At 63.9% G+C, this 14,072-nt stretch carries 12 protein-coding genes and 1 tRNA gene; 8 read left to right on the top strand and 5 right to left on the bottom strand.

Annotation, left to right across the window (positions count from 1 at the left end):
* Nucleotide 1 precedes the first annotated feature (1 nt).
* From trbF to AC1RRJ_RS00900, 5 genes are all read left to right on the top strand, one after another.
* A complete protein-coding gene (gene trbF / locus AC1RRJ_RS00880; protein ID WP_493119814.1) occupies nt 2-790 on the top strand; it encodes a conjugal transfer protein TrbF in 789 nt (262 codons plus the stop codon).
* Nucleotides 787-1,605, top strand: coding sequence for a P-type conjugative transfer protein TrbG (gene trbG / locus AC1RRJ_RS00885; RefSeq protein ID WP_493119815.1), 819 nt, complete (start codon nt 787-789; stop codon nt 1,603-1,605). The genes trbF and trbG overlap by 4 nt, the downstream gene beginning before the upstream one ends.
* Nucleotides 1,602-2,819 (top strand): TraB/TrbI/VirB10 family type IV secretion system protein, encoded by a 1,218-nt coding sequence (locus tag AC1RRJ_RS00890; protein ID WP_493119816.1) that lies wholly within the window; start codon nt 1,602-1,604, stop codon nt 2,817-2,819. Before trbG ends, AC1RRJ_RS00890 begins: the two co-directional genes overlap by 4 nt.
* Nucleotides 2,820-3,035, top strand: coding sequence for a DUF2274 domain-containing protein (locus tag AC1RRJ_RS00895; RefSeq protein ID WP_493119817.1), 216 nt, complete (start codon nt 2,820-2,822; stop codon nt 3,033-3,035).
* Between the two features lie 437 nt (nt 3,036-3,472).
* Nucleotides 3,473-4,969: a recombinase family protein gene (locus AC1RRJ_RS00900; protein ID WP_493119818.1), complete on the top strand. Its 1,497-nt coding sequence runs from the start codon at nt 3,473-3,475 to the stop codon at nt 4,967-4,969.
* Here the strand turns inward: AC1RRJ_RS00900 and AC1RRJ_RS00905 are convergent.
* The 3 genes from AC1RRJ_RS00905 to moaA all read right to left on the bottom strand — a co-directional run bounded on the left by AC1RRJ_RS00905 (nt 4,955) and on the right by moaA (nt 6,909).
* Nucleotides 4,955-5,029 (bottom strand) — tRNA-Asn (locus AC1RRJ_RS00905). The two genes, AC1RRJ_RS00900 and AC1RRJ_RS00905, sit on opposite strands and share 15 nt — an antisense overlap.
* A gap of 61 nt (nt 5,030-5,090) precedes the next feature.
* Complete coding sequence (locus AC1RRJ_RS00910) at nt 5,091-5,861, bottom strand: NAD kinase (RefSeq protein ID WP_493119819.1); 771 nt, start codon at nt 5,859-5,861, stop codon at nt 5,091-5,093.
* Nucleotides 5,862-5,886: 25 nt separating this feature from the next.
* Complete coding sequence (gene moaA / locus AC1RRJ_RS00915; RefSeq protein ID WP_493119820.1) at nt 5,887-6,909, bottom strand: GTP 3',8-cyclase MoaA; 1,023 nt, start codon at nt 6,907-6,909, stop codon at nt 5,887-5,889.
* A gap of 60 nt (nt 6,910-6,969) precedes the next feature.
* On the opposite strand from moaA, the gene AC1RRJ_RS00920 reads away from it, so the two are divergent.
* From AC1RRJ_RS00920 to AC1RRJ_RS00930, 3 genes are all read left to right on the top strand, one after another.
* Nucleotides 6,970-8,169: a GGDEF domain-containing phosphodiesterase gene (locus AC1RRJ_RS00920; protein ID WP_493119821.1), complete on the top strand. Its 1,200-nt coding sequence runs from the start codon at nt 6,970-6,972 to the stop codon at nt 8,167-8,169.
* 204 nt (nt 8,170-8,373) lie between these two features.
* Nucleotides 8,374-9,114, top strand: coding sequence for a transcription factor jumonji, JmjC (locus AC1RRJ_RS00925; protein WP_493119822.1), 741 nt, complete (start codon nt 8,374-8,376; stop codon nt 9,112-9,114).
* A gap of 260 nt (nt 9,115-9,374) precedes the next feature.
* Complete coding sequence (locus AC1RRJ_RS00930; protein ID WP_493120677.1) at nt 9,375-10,256, top strand: GNAT family N-acetyltransferase; 882 nt, start codon at nt 9,375-9,377, stop codon at nt 10,254-10,256.
* Here AC1RRJ_RS00930 and mfd read toward each other — a convergent pair.
* Together mfd and AC1RRJ_RS00940 are read right to left on the bottom strand one after the other, a co-directional pair.
* On the bottom strand, nt 10,253-13,747 hold the full coding sequence (mfd, locus tag AC1RRJ_RS00935) for a transcription-repair coupling factor (protein WP_493119823.1): 3,495 nt from the start codon (nt 13,745-13,747) through the stop codon (nt 10,253-10,255). The two genes, AC1RRJ_RS00930 and mfd, sit on opposite strands and share 4 nt — an antisense overlap.
* Nucleotides 13,744-14,004, bottom strand: a complete 261-nt coding sequence (locus AC1RRJ_RS00940; protein WP_493119824.1) for a succinate dehydrogenase assembly factor 2 — start codon at nt 14,002-14,004, stop codon at nt 13,744-13,746. Before AC1RRJ_RS00940 ends, mfd begins: the two co-directional genes overlap by 4 nt.
* Nucleotides 14,005-14,072 lie beyond the last annotated feature (68 nt).

The following is a 14,072-nucleotide window of genomic DNA, read 5'->3' on the forward strand; positions in this document are numbered from 1 at the left end:
GATGAAATTCAAACGACCCATCCAGCGCTACGGGCGGACGCCCGAGCCCGTCACCCCCTATCAGCGCGCCGGACAGGCGTGGGACGACCGGATCGGCGCCGCGCGCGTCCAGGCCCGCAACTGGCGGATCATGGCGTTCGGCGGCCTGCTCCTCTCGACCGGCCTCGCCACCGGGCTCGTCTGGCAGTCGGTACAGAGCCGCGTGACGCCTTATGTCGTCGAGGTCGACCGGCTCGGCGAAGCGCGCAGCGTCGCGCCCGCGGCCGCCGATTATAATCCGACCGACCCGCAGATCGCCTGGTCGCTTGGCCGATTCATTGCGAATGTGCGCAGAATCTCGCTCGATCCTGTGCTGATGCGCGAGAATTGGCTCGTCGCCTATGATTTCGCCGGCGAGCGCGGCGCGCTCTTCCTCAACGAATATGCGCGGGCCTCCGATCCCTTTGCGAAGGTCGGGACGAGGTCGGTCTCGGTCGAGATCACCAGCGTCGTGCGCGCCTCGCCGCGGTCGTGGCAGGTGAAGTGGAAAGAAAGCGCCTATGAGCGCGGCAGCCTTGCTTCGACGTCGCGCTGGACCGCGATGCTAACCGTTGCGGTGAAGCCGCCGCGCTCGGCCGATGTCCTCCGCAAAAATCCGCTCGGACTCTACGTCGAGGCGATCGACTGGAGCCGCGAATATGAGCGCGAGGAGCGGAGCCCCGCCACCGCTAACGCGCCGCTGCAGCCGGCGGGCGAGCCGCCAGCCGAAACCCCTCTCGTACCCGCAACCCCCGAAGGAGCCTTGCCATGACGTGCCTCCGCCCGATCCTTGCCGCCGCCTGTGCGGTGGTCCTGACCTCTTCCGCAATCGCCGGTTCCGGGCCGGTCGAGCGCGTCCGCGCCGCAGCGGCGGCGGCCGTCAAGGAACCGCGCGCGCAGGACTATCGCGGCGCGATCCAAACCTATGCCTATGTCGAGGGCGGCGTTTATCGGCTCGTGACCGCGCCTGAGCATGTCACCGACATTGCGCTCCAGCCGGGCGAAGCGCTCGTCGCGGTCGCGGCGGGCGACACCGCGCGCTGGACGGTCGGCGACACGACGAGCGGGGCGGGGGAGGCGCGCCGCGTCCATATCATGATCAAGCCCCTGGCGCCCGGCCTCGCCACCAATTTGATCATCACGACCGACCGGCGCGTCTATCACCTCGCGCTCGCGAGCACCGCGCGCACCGCGATGGCGGCCGTATCCTGGACCTATCCGCACGACACTCTTCTCGCGATCGAGCACGCCGCGAGCGCGACGCGTGCGGTGGTCGATGCGCGTCCGGCGATCGATCTGGCCCGTCTCGATTTCGGCTACGCGATCCGCGGCGACAAGCCTGCCTGGCGACCGCTGCGCGCCTTCAACGACGGGCGTCAGACCTTCATCGAATTTCCGTCGAGCCTCGCGCAGGGCGAGGCGCCGCCGCTGTTCGTGAGCGGGGAAGGCGGCGAACCCGAACTCGTCAATTACCGTGTCTCGGGCCGCTTCTACATCGTCGACCGTTTGTTCGCGCGTGCCGAGCTCCGCCACGGTGCAAAACGCCAGATGGTGGTCCGGATTATCCGTACCGGGGAAACGCGGTGATTGCGCCGGAGAGCGTCTCGGCACGCGATGCCGTCGAAGCGGCCCCTGCCGATCGACCGGTCGAGGCGCCGGCCGTCAAGGTCGACCCCGAAACGCTGGTACTGCGTGGAGCGCCGCGCCGCGTTGCGCGTTTCCGCCGCGAAATCATCATCGGCGTCGCTGCCGTCGGCGCGCTGGCGATTGCCGCTATAACATGGTTCGCGCTGGAGCCGGCGTCGTTCAAGCTCGCGGCGAATGGCGAAGAGATGTTCGAGAAGGGGCAGGGCAAGGCGCCCGAAGCGCTCGCCGGGGCTCCGGGCCGCTACGACGAAATCCCGAAGCTCGGTCCGCCGCTGCCCGGCGATCTCGGCAGGCCCATTCTCGAACATCAGCGGAAGATGGAAAGCGAATATCCTTCGGCCGCTTCCATAGACGACCCCGCAGCGGCGGCCAAAGCCGAGCGCGAGCGACGAATTGCCGAAGAGGCAGCCGCTCGCCAGTCGGCGGTGATGATGTCGCTTGGATCGAACCGCCCGACGATGCCCGCGACAGGCGATGCTCTCGCCGCGGCGAAGGCGGCCCCCGAGGACGTTGGAGCAGCTACTCTATCGCGTCCGGTTGCGACCGCGGGCGGCGCCAACGTCAGTCCCCATCGCATCGAGGATGCGGCTTCGCCGTGGCTGGTCACGAGCGGCAGCGTCATTGCCGCCAGTCTGGTCACTGGGCTCAACAGCGAATTGCCGGGGATCGTGATCGCGCAGGTCAGCGAAAATATCTTCGATAGCATCACGGGGCGGACGCTGCTCGTTCCGCAAGGCGCGCGCCTGATCGGGCGCTACGAGAGCAATGCGGGCTATGGCCAGCAGCGCGCGTTTGTCGTCTGGCAACGCATCATATGGCCGGACGGCTCGTCCCTGACGCTCGACGATGCGCCCGCGAGCGATCCTTCGGGCTATGCCGGCGTTCGCGACCGCGTCGATGCGCATGGCTGGCAGCTGATCAAGGGCGTCGTGCTTTCGACGTTGCTCGGCGTCGGCACCGAGCTCGGTACGGGCAATGACGAGAGCGAACTGGTTCGCGCCATGCGTGAAGCCGCGCAGCAGAGCGGGGCGAGGGCGGGCGACCGTCTCGTTGAAAGGAGTCTCGATATCCGGCCGACGCTGATCGTGAGGCCGGGCTGGCCCGTTCGCGTCCTTGTTCACAAGGATATCATACTCAAACCGTGGAGAGGGTGAATGCCAGCAATCAAGCTAGCCCGGCTTCCCGATCGCCAGCCCGTCAAACGCGTCGTGCATCTCTCGCCCGATCTGGACGAGGCCCTGAAGGATTATGCTGCGGCATATGAAGCGACTTACGGGAAAGCCGAATCCGTTTCCGATCTCATTCCAGCGATGCTGTCGGCCTTCCTCGAAAGCGATCGGGAGTTCAGCCGGCGCCCGAAGTCGCGGTAGGGCCGGGGGATGCGAAGTCGATCGCGTTATAAACCGCGCTGGCGAACGCCGATTCCTCTTACCAACCGCGGGCGCATCACGCCGCGGATCGCGCCGCTTCGCCATTCTGCGGAGCTCGTCGCCGCCACGAAAGAATTGTGGCAACCCTATTATTCCGACCCGCTGACCGACGAAGACGCACGCGAAATTATCGAAAACGTCGTTTCATTCATGGGGCTGTTGTCAAACCTTCGCGAACCATCGGCCGAAGAGCCGAGATAAATTCAGACCCGATAAGATTTTTCGGGGGGAATCCTTTGCTGCGGCATTCTCCTAGCTGACCGGATCGGGGCTGCAGCGCGCGTCCCGGCAGTCCCTAAGCAAGCGAGGATAAAATGCGCAGATCCCACACCCCACGGCGAGCTGAAATTCCTTCACCGAAAACAACTCCTCGAGCAGTGCTTTACGCTCGGGTATCGTCGAAAGAGCAGGACCGCGAAGGTTTCTCGATCGACGCGCAGCTGAAGCTATTGCGGACCTATGCCGAGGCCAACGAGACCAGGATTGTCGAAGAGTTTATCGACGTCGAGACGGCGAAGGCGGCTGGCCGAACCAATTTCAATCAGATGGTGGCGTATATCCGCAGGCATCCTGCAGTCGACACGATCCTCGTCGAGAAGACCGACCGCCTCTATCGCAACCTGCGCGATTGGGTGACTCTCGATGAATTCGAGGTCGAAGTTCATCTTGTGAAAGAGGGTGTCGTGCTCTCGCCCGATTCGAAGTCTTCCGAGAAATTCATGCACGGCATCAAGGTTTTGATGGCGAAGAACTATATCGACAATCTTTCGGAAGAAGCGCGCAAGGGAATGCTCGAGAAGGCCGAGCAGGGAATCTGGCCGACGGTTGCTCCCCTCGGTTACCGCAACGTCGTCGGTCCGCATGGTAAAAAGATCATCGAGGTGGATCCCCATACGGCGCTTGGGGTGACTCGCCTGTTCGAGTGGTACGGCACCGGCCGCTATTCGCTCAAGGAAGCCGGAAAGAAAGCCCGGGAAATGGGCATGGCGTATCGAAAAAGCGGAAAGCCGCTTGGCGTGAGCTCGGTGCATCGGCTCTTGCGATCGCGTATTTACACCGGAGAATTCGAATGGCTCGGTCACCGCTACCAGGGCTTGCACCAGCCACTTGTTTCAACGGATCTATGGGAGAAGGTCCAGGAAGTCCTGGACGGCCGAAATCACCCACGCGCTCGCGAGGAGAAGGGCTTCATATTCTCCGGCCTTATCAATTGCGGTCACTGTGGCGGGAAGCTGGTAGGCGACATTAAAAAAGGGCGGTACATCTACTATCGCTGCAGCCGCTATAAAGGGAACTGCAAGGAGCCCTACGTCCGGCAGGAAAAACTGCTGGACCGATTCGCAGACATCATCGCTCAGGTTTCGATGACGCCCGAGATGTTCAAGTGGCTTGGGCAGGCGCTCAAAGAAAACAGCGATCTCGTTGCGAGCGAGCATGCAAGGGTGCTGGATCGGTTACGTCGTGATCAGGACGATGTTCGCGACCGAATGAAGCAAGCCTATGTGGATCACATTGACGGTCGGATCGACGAAGACATCTTTACTCGCATCACGGAGGATTTCCGGCAGGACCAAAAAGGTCTAGCGCGCGAGTTTGATCGGCTTTCTGTCGCTGATGACACGTATATCGACGACGGTATTGCGCTGCTTGGGATCGCGAAAGATGCAAGGCGGATGTTCGCCGACGCCGATTTCGCCGACAAACGAAACATCCTGAATCATCTGCTATCGAACTGCTTGTACAAGGGTGAGGAACTGGAAGTTACCTTCCGTAAACCCTTTGATATAATTGTGGAAAGTCTACCGCGGGCCGCGCTCGCGGCCGTCGCAAAAAGCGCAAGAATGCACGAAAGTAGAAAATGGCTCCCCGGGTAGGATTCGAACCTACGACCGATCGATTAACAGTCGATTGCTCTACCGCTGAGCTACCGAGGAGCGGTCTGCAGAAGCAGACAAGGCGGTCCCTTTGCCGCCGCTTGAAGCATTTTGCAAGGCCTCAAACGATAAATTGTTCCATTGCGATGCGTTCATCAAGGCCTTGGTCGGGATCGAACAGCAAAGTCAGTGGTCGGCTGCGGTCGGTCGTAACCAAAACCGTCTTCACATCGCGGATTTCGCGCTGATCGGCGACCGCGCTGACGGGGCGTTTCGCAGCTTCGCGGACGTTGAAACGGATGCTCGTCGATTCGGGGACTAGCGCGCCGCGCCAGCGTCGCGGGCGAAAGGGGCTGATCGGTGTCAATGCGAGCATTTCGGATGTCAGCGGCAAGATCGGTCCGTTGGCAGACAAATTATATGCGGTCGAACCCGCCGGGGTCGATACGAGTACGCCGTCGCACGCCAGTTCTTCCAGCATCATGCGTTCGTTAATCAGCACCTCAAGCTTTGCCGCCTGACGTGTTTCGCGGAGCAGCGAAATTTCGTTGATTGCGGGTAGAATGTGACGTTCGCCATTGATCGTTGTGATGTCGCCCGACAGCGGATGGATCAGGAACGGGCGCGCTTTCGCGATTCGGTCGATCAGCCCTTCGACCCGAAATTCGTTCATCAAAAAGCCGATGGTGCCGCGGTTCATCCCGAACACGGGTAGCGAGCGCCGCTCGTCGAGCAACTGGTGCAGCATGTGGAGCAGGAAGCCATCGCCGCCGAGTGCGATCAGCAAATCGGCTTCACGCAGATCGACGAAGTCATAGAGCGGACGCAATTCGGCCTCCGCCTCCATGGCCGCGGGCGCGTTCGACGCGACGAGCGCGATCTTGCGATGCATTTTGTTCCCCTTTGGGGCGGCTATCCTAGCCGCCCGTTGCACTCATATGACGCGCGACCGCCGGTCCCGACTTTCGTTCGATATGAAAGTCATGCGCGCGGGGTTTGCCAGCGAGTGCGGCGTCGATCAAGCTATCCGCGGCTGTGGCCCCACCCTCACGGAGCGCCGCGCGCAGGTCGACATGGTCGTCCTGCCCGAGGCACATATAGATGCGGCCCTCGACGGTCAGGCGGATACGGTTGCAGGTCGAACAGAAATTGTCGCTCAAGGGGGTGATAAGGCCCAGTGTTACCGGACTGCCTTCGATTGCGAAATAACGCGCCGGACCGCCGGTTTTCTGCTCGATCGGATAGATGGATCTGTCTGCGCGCAGCGGTGCGATGAAATGATGGAGCGGAATATAATGATCGCTGCGGTCGTCGCTGACTTCGCCCAGGGGCATCGTTTCGATGAGTGTGAGGTCGCAGCCGTTGGCGGCGCAATAGTCGAGCATCGGGAGCAACTGGTCTTCGTTGAGCCCGGCGAGCGCCACCATGTTGATCTTGACCTTTAGCCCGGCCTCCCGCGCCGCGGCGATGCCGCAGAGCGCGATATCGAGGTCGCCGACGCGGGTGATGTGGCGAAAGGTGGCGGGGGCGAGCGTGTCGAGGCTGACATTTATGCGCCGCACCCCAGCGGCTGCGAGCATCGGGGCATGTCCGGTCAGTCGCATTGCGTTGGTGGTCAGCGTCAGCTCGTCGAGGCCATGGCCAATCATCGCACCGAGCCGCATCGCCAGCGTGTCGATCCCGCGCCGCACCAGCGGTTCGCCGCCGGTAAGACGGATACGGCGGATGCCGCGCGCGACGAAACGCTCGGCGAGTTCGGCCATTTCCTCGATACTCAGCACCTGCGATTTGGGGAGGAAGATCATATCCTCGCCCATACAATAGCGGCAGCGCAGGTCGCAGCGATCGGTAACCGACAGCCGCAAATAGTCGATCCGGCGGCCATGGCCGTCGACCAGATTTGCCGCGGCGACGCGCGGAGAGGAGGAAATTTCCGCCATCGCCGATATTGTGATGCAAAAGGCAAGCGCTTGGCAAGCAAAGCCTGTTAGGAAGCGGCGATGAATCGCGTTTCCGAATCTTTTGCCGCCTGCGTCCGCACCCTTGAACTGTTGCAGGTGAAGCATGATGCCGACGTCGGTGTGATACTGGTTCAGGTTGACCAGATGGCGCGTATCAACAACAGCGCCGGAACCGCGGCGGGCGACGCGGTGCTCGACGAGATGGGGCGGCGTCTGGAGAGTTTCGCGGGCGATGAATTCGGCCGGGGCTCGCGCGTGGAGCGGCTCGACGGCCCGCGTTTCCTGATCATTCCGGCTGTGCCGCTGTCGCTCGGCGCATTGCGCGCACAGGAGCGGGCACTGCATGTCGCGCTCGCCGAGCCGATGGTCGGCGACCCCAATGGACGTCTTGCGATCCGCATCGCGGCGGCAATGATCACGCGCGACGAACCGGTCGGCGAGCAATTGCGCAGCGCGAGTGATCAGCTGGGGCGCCCGGCATCGGCGCGCGACGGCGCAATGGTCCATGCCGCTCTGTCGAACGACGAAGTCATCATCTATTATCAGCCGCAATATGACGTCGGCACCGGCGAGATGATAGGGGTCGAAGCGCTGCTGCGCTGGCAGCACCCCGAACTGGGGCTGCTTGGCGCGGGCGCTCTGGTCACCGCGGCACGCGCGGCGCGGCTCGAACGCGAGCTGACCGAGCATGCCCACCGCGTGGCGCTCGCCGAAATTGCGAACTGGCCGAAGTCGCTGGGCGGGCTGCGCGTGTCGCTCAACATCACCGCCGCCGACCTCGGCGATCCCGAATTTGCCGGGCGTTTTGCCGCGATGACAAAGGCTGCGGGAGTCGATCCCGATCGGCTGACGCTCGAACTCACCGAACAGGCGATGCTCAGCGATCCTGCTAGCGCCGCCGATCAACTCGCGCAGATACGTTCCTTCGGCTGTGCGGTGGCGATCGACGATTTCGGCACCGGCTATTCCAGCCTGTCGCTGCTCGCGCGGCTGCCGATCGATTATCTGAAGATCGACAGCGGCTTTACCCGCACGATCGATGGCAGCGATCGCGACCGCATCGTCGTGCGCGCGATCGTTGACCTCGCGCGTGCGTTGGGCCTGATGGTGGTGGCCGAAGGGGTCGAGAATGAGCAACAGCTGGCGCGATTGAAGGATTTGGGGGTCGCGAACTGGCAGGGTTTTTTGCGGTCGGGCCCGGTTCCGGGGGACCAGCTTCCCGATTTGCTTGCCGTCTGAGGATGTCCCGGGGCGGGACGATAAGAGCGTGGAAACAGGGATAATTAACCCGTTTTTCAGCCTTCGCCGATAGCCCGAGTGGTAGAGGGGGAAGGTTTTCCAAAACCGGTTATGACTTTTCTGGCACCATCCAGTTTGGGCAGCTTTGCCAAGGCTTACCCCTTGTCGCCAGCTATATTGCGACACGACCTCGTGCATCATCCGTTGTTGTCGCTGTCCGCGCTGGCCGAGGCTGCACGTGAACTGCCCGAACGGCATGTCGAACGGCGCGTTGCGGATGCGTCCCATGGCGGCGATTTCGCTATGGATGCGCCGGGCGGCGACGATACCGCCGACGTCATCCGGTCGATCGAGACCAGCGGTAACTGGATCATGCTGCGTTTTGTCGAGCAATTGCCGCGCTACCGTGACCTGCTGAAAAGCTTGATGGTCGAACTCGATCCGGCGCTCTCTCCGCTGACGGGGGCTTCGCGGTCGCTGAAGGGGTTCATCTTCATCTCGGCGCCGGGGACGCTGACGCCTTTTCATTTCGACGCCGAATATAATATCTTGTTCCAGATTGCCGGGGGCAAGGATTTCGTCACCTATCCACCCGAACCGCCCTTTTTGTCTCAGGACCGGCGCGAAGCCTATCACCGTGCGGGCGAGAATATGCTGCCGTGGCAGGATGATTTCGAAGCATTGGGCACGGTGCATCCGCTGGCGCCCGGCGATGCGCTTTATGTCCCCCATGCTTCGCCACATTGGGTGCGGGCAGGGGCGGCGCCGTCGGTCTCCTTGTCGATGACATGGCAGAATGACTGGAGTCTCTCCACCGGCGACGCCTTGACGGTCAATCCGCTGCTGCGCCGTTTCGGCCTGCCGACCCGCGTTCCGGTCTGGCCGAAAAAGTCCGTTTGGCGGGCGTTCGGTTGTCGCGTCGCGCGCCGGGTTCGGCTGCTGTGATGCATCAGGTTCTTGTTCGCGATGAAGATGCTCGCAGCCCGGGCAGGCTTGCAGTGCAGATGCGGCGACACGCCGATCTGACCGCCGCGGATCATGCGCGTTGGGCCGAGCTGTCGGCCGCGGCTGGCGCGGCGAACATCTTTGCGCAGCATTGGTTCATGGATGCCGCCTTGCGCCATTCGGCGTCGGCGCGCGACGTCCGGCTGGTGATCGTATCCGGCGAGGACGGGGCGTGGTTGGGGGTGTTGCCGTTGGCGCCGATGCTGCGCTTCGGGCGCTGGCCGGTGTCCAATTGGCAGACATGGTCGGCGACCAATCAGTTCCTCGGTTCGCCGCTGGTACGGCCTGATGCCGCTTCGCGCTTCTGGGATGCGCTGCTTCACTATCTCGATGACCGTCCGGGCAGCGAGATGCTGATCCATTGCCGGAAGTTCGCGCGCGACGATCCGGTCTGCGCGGAGCTGATCACCCATTGTAAAGCCAACGGAAGGGAGTTCCGTCTCTTCGGTCGGTTCGACCGTCCGGCGCAGATTCGGGGCAGCGTGGTCGTACCGGACGGCAAGAAGCTGGCGCGTCTGCGGGGCTTGCGCCGACGGCTGGAGCGCGACCATGGGCCCGTGTCGTCAGACATATTGGATAAGGGCGCCGACCCGGCGGGCTGGATCGACGGGTTTCTCGCACTCGAAAAGTCAGGCTGGAAGGGGCGGGAGGGCAGTGCGCTGGCCTGTGCCCCGGAAACCGAAGGCCTGTTCCGCGAAGTCATCATAAAGGGTCAGCATCAAGGCCAGGCCCGGTTGGCGACGCTGATGGTGGGCGGGCGAGCGGCCGCCATGTCGAGCTGGTTCGTCAACGGGGACCAGGGGGTCGGATTCAAAATGGCGTTTGACGAGGGGCTTCGCAGCTATGCGCCCGGCCTGCTCTTGATGCGCGAGGTTGCCGAACGCGTCGGCCAAAATCCGGCGATGCATTTCGATACGTGCGCGCCGACTGCCGGAGGTTGCGGCCAGCCGCTGTGGAGTGGCAGCCGAACGATCTTCGATTGCGCAGTCGCCATCGGGCCGCCGCGCCGCCGCTTGCTGTTTGAAGGCTTGATGCAGGCGCGCGCCGCCTATGCGGCCATCAGATCGGGGGTGCGGCGTTAGCCGGCCTGCCGGGCCAGCTTTCCCAAGCCCTTCGACAATTGCAGCGCGCCGTTCAAGCGTGCGCCCGTGCTTACCCAATCTCCGCTGACCGACAGCTTGTTGTCGGGGCGCAGGCGCGCGCGGCCCTTTAGTCGTTCGACATAGGCGATCAGGCCGGGGACGTTGGCGAACTGATTGTCGTGGAACGACACCAGCGCGCCCTTGGTCCCGACGTCGAGCTTGGCGATCCCGGCCAGCTTCGCATTGGCCTTGATCTCCATCAGCTGGACAAGGTTGGCGGTTTCTGGCGGCAGCGGGCCGAAGCGGTCGATCATTTCGGCCGCGAAGGCGTCGAGTGCCGGGCGGTCTTCGGCATCGTTGAGGCGGCGATAGAGCGCCATGCGCAGCGGCAGGTCGGGGACATAATCCTCGGGGATCAGGATCGGCGCATCGACGGTGATCGTGGGCGACAGCGCTTCGCGCGGCGGCAGCTTGCCGGCACCTTCGGCCTTGGCGACGAGGATCGCGTCCTCGAGCATCGATTGGTAAAGTTCGAAACCGACCTCGCGGATATGCCCTGACTGTTCGTCGCCGACGAGATTACCCGCACCGCGAATGTCGAGGTCGTGGCTCGCGAGCTGGAAACCCGCGCCCAATGTGTCGAGATCGCCGAGCAGCTTGAGGCGCTTTTCCGCCGTGTCGGTGATCCCGCCGGTTTCAGGGGTCGTAAGGTAAGCATAGGCGCGTGTCTTCGAACGCCCGACGCGGCCGCGCAGCTGATAAAGCTGGGCGAGGCCGAAGCGGTCGGCACGGTGGACGATCAGCGTGTTGGCGCTCGGGATATCGAGTCCGCTTTCGACGATCGTCGTCGAGACGAGGACATCATATTTGCGGTCGTAGAAAGCGCTCATCCGTTCTTCGACTTCGCCCGGCGCCATCTGGCCGTGGGCGACGACATATTTGATCTCGGGGACGCGGTTGCGCAGGAATTCCTCGATATCGGGGAGATCCTTGATGCGCGGGGTGACGAAGAAGCTCTGTCCGCCGCGGTCGTGCTCGCGCAGCAGGGCTTCGCGGATCACGACCGGATCCCATGGCGCCACGTAAGTGCGGACCGCGAGACGATCGACCGGCGGGGTCTGGATGACGCTGAGTTCGCGGAGGCCCGACATCGCCATTTGCAGCGTGCGCGGGATGGGCGTGGCGGTCAGCGTCAGCACATGGACGTCGGTCTTGAGCTGTTTCAGCCGTTCCTTGTGGACGACGCCGAAACGCTGTTCCTCATCGACGATGACGAGGCCGAGATTCTTGAACTCGACTGATTTGGCGATCACCGCATGGGTGCCGACGACGATGTCGATATGGCCGCTTGCGAGGCCGTCGCGCGTCTTTTGCGCTTCGGCGGCGGGGACGAGGCGCGACAGGCGGCCGATCTCGATCGGAAAGCCTTTGAAACGCTCGACGAAATTGGTGAAATGCTGGCGCGCGAGGAGGGTGGTCGGACAGACGAGCGCGACCTGTACGCCGGCCATGGCCGCGACGAAGGCGGCGCGCAGCGCGACCTCGGTTTTGCCGAAGCCGACGTCGCCGCAGACGAGCCGGTCCATCGGGCGGCCCGACGCCATGTCGGCGAGCACATCGCCGATCGCGCGGTCCTGATCGTCGGTTTCCTGATAGGGGAAGCGGTCGGCGAAGGCGGGATAGGCGGCATCGGCGGCGAGGGGTTCGCCCGAGCGCAAGGCGCGCTGGGCCGCGGTCGCGAGCAGTTCGCCCGCAATCTCGCGGATGCGGTCCTTCATCCGCGCCTTGCGGCGCTGCCATGCTTCGCCGCCGAGTTTGTCGAGCCCGACGCCGTCGCTCTCGCCGCCGTAGCGCGAGAGGACGTCGAGGTTTTCGACGGGGACGTAGAGCTTGTCGCCGCCAGCGTAAGTGAGCGCGACGCAATCATGCGGGCTGCTGCCCACAGGGATCGAGGTCAGCCCCTCATAGCGGCCGATGCCATGGTCAAGGTGGACGACGAGGTCGCCTACGCTGAGCGTCGCGAGTTCGGCGAGGAAGGCGTCAGCGCTCTTGCGGCGCTTTTGGCGGCGGACGAGGCGTTCGCCGAGAATATCCTGTTCGGTGAGCAAGCTGATCGCGTCGCTCGCGAAACCATGGTCGAGCGGGAGGACGACCATCGCGGTCGCGCCGCCTGCCTCGGCCGATGCGGTGCCGAGCGCTTCCTGCCAGCTGTCGACCGGCGCGAGCGAGGTGACGCCATGTTCGCGCAACAGGCCCGAGAGGCGTTCGCGTGCGCCGCCCGAATAGCTGGCGATGATCGTGCGGCGGGTCTTGCGGCGCTCGTCGGAGAGATGGTCGGCGACCTTCTCATAAACATTGGCGTCGGCGGCGCGTTCGGGGGTGAAGTCGCGCGCGGCGAAGGTTTCGAGGTCGATCACCTGCGGCGCGGGGGGCACGTCGAAGGGGGTGATGATGTGGATCGGGCGGCTGGCGGCGGCGCCGGACCAGTCGCTCTCGGTCAGATAGAGCGCGTCGGGTGCGAGCGGGCGATAGCTGCCCGCGCTATCCTGCGCGGCGGCGACGCGGTTGGCGTGATAATCGGTGATCGCGGCGAAGCGCGTCTCGGCGGTCGCCTCGGTGCGGTGGCCGCGCAGCACCGGCGTCGCGGCGTCGATATGGTCGAACAGCGTCGACAGCCGTTCTTCGAACAGCGGCAACCAATGGTCCATGCCCGCCTGGCGACGGCCTTCGCTGACCGCCTGATAGAGCGGATCGCCGGTCGCCTGCGCGCCGAACAGGTCGCGATAGGCCGAGCGGAAGCGCTTGATCGTCGCTTCGTCGAGCAGGGTTTCGGCGGCGGGGAGCAGGCTCAGCGCCTTGGCGGGGCCAAGGCTGCGCTGGTCGGCGGGGTCGAAGCGGCGGATGCTTTCGATCTCGTCGCCGAAGAAATCGACGCGCAGGCCGGTTTCCTCGCCTGCCGGGAAAAGATCGACGATGCCGCCGCGGATCGCGAACTCACCCTGATCGGCGACGGTGTCGACGCGGCTGAAGCCGTTGGAGACGAGCAGCTCGGCGAGCGAATCGCGGTCGATCCGCTGTCCGGCGGCGAGCGTCGTCGCGAGCTGACGGATGCGGAACGGGGTGAGAGTGCGCTGGGTAATCGCGGCGACGGTGGTGAGGATCAGCTCGCCGCGCTTCGGCGCGACCTGCAACGCCGACAGCGTCGCGAGCCGGTCGGCGCTGACGCGCATCGACGGGCCGGCGCGGTCATAGGGCAGGCAGTCCCATGCCGGAAAGCGGTGGACGACCAGATCAGGGGCAAAGAAGGGCGCGGCGTCGGCGATCGCCTGCATCGCGCTGTCGTCGGTCGCGACATAGACGAGCCGCTTGTCGCTAGCGCGGGCGAGATCGGCGAGCAGCAGCGGCAGAAAACCGTCGGCGGCGCGCGCCAGCGTCAGCGGCGCCGATGCCGACCCGATGGCGGCGAAAATGTCGGCGGCTGGAATCGTCATGGCAGCGGAATATAGTCCAGTCGGCGCATCGCGGGGATCAGCCGGGGATGCGCGAGATGCTCCGGCGGCTCGCCGGTGCCGAGGGCCCACGCCATGATATCGACGTCATCTTCCTCGACCACGATTTCGTACCAGGCGATCTCTTCCTCGCTCCATGTCGCTGCATAGCGATCGAAAAAGCCGCCGATCATATAATCGGCCTCGCGCGTGCCGCGGTGCCAGGCGCGGAATTTCAGGCGTTTGAGGCGGTCATTCATGGCGGGCCTTTTAATCTTCTTGGGCGATGTATCAACCGGCCATTCCCCCGAGGCAAAGCCGACGCTAG

This window comes from Sphingopyxis sp. GW821-FHT12C06 (genome assembly GCF_058807415.1).

What these genes read in the sequence shown, in the direction of transcription:
- trbF (WP_493119814.1), top strand. Translation starts at nt 2, where the DNA reads ATGAAATTCAAACGACCCATCCAGCGCTACGGGCGGACGCCCGAGCCC.
- trbG (WP_493119815.1), top strand. Translation starts at nt 787, where the DNA reads ATGACGTGCCTCCGCCCGATCCTTGCCGCCGCCTGTGCGGTGGTCCTG.
- AC1RRJ_RS00895 (WP_493119817.1), top strand. Translation starts at nt 2,820, where the DNA reads ATGCCAGCAATCAAGCTAGCCCGGCTTCCCGATCGCCAGCCCGTCAAA.
- AC1RRJ_RS00910 (WP_493119819.1), bottom strand. Translation starts at nt 5,861, where the DNA reads ATGCATCGCAAGATCGCGCTCGTCGCGTCGAACGCGCCCGCGGCCATG.
- moaA (WP_493119820.1), bottom strand. Translation starts at nt 6,909, where the DNA reads ATGGCGGAAATTTCCTCCTCTCCGCGCGTCGCCGCGGCAAATCTGGTC.
- AC1RRJ_RS00920 (WP_493119821.1), top strand. Translation starts at nt 6,970, where the DNA reads ATGAATCGCGTTTCCGAATCTTTTGCCGCCTGCGTCCGCACCCTTGAA.
- AC1RRJ_RS00930 (WP_493120677.1), top strand. Translation starts at nt 9,375, where the DNA reads ATGCTGCGCTTCGGGCGCTGGCCGGTGTCCAATTGGCAGACATGGTCG.
- mfd (WP_493119823.1), bottom strand. Translation starts at nt 13,747, where the DNA reads ATGACGATTCCAGCCGCCGACATTTTCGCCGCCATCGGGTCGGCATCG.
- AC1RRJ_RS00940 (WP_493119824.1), bottom strand. Translation starts at nt 14,004, where the DNA reads ATGAATGACCGCCTCAAACGCCTGAAATTCCGCGCCTGGCACCGCGGC.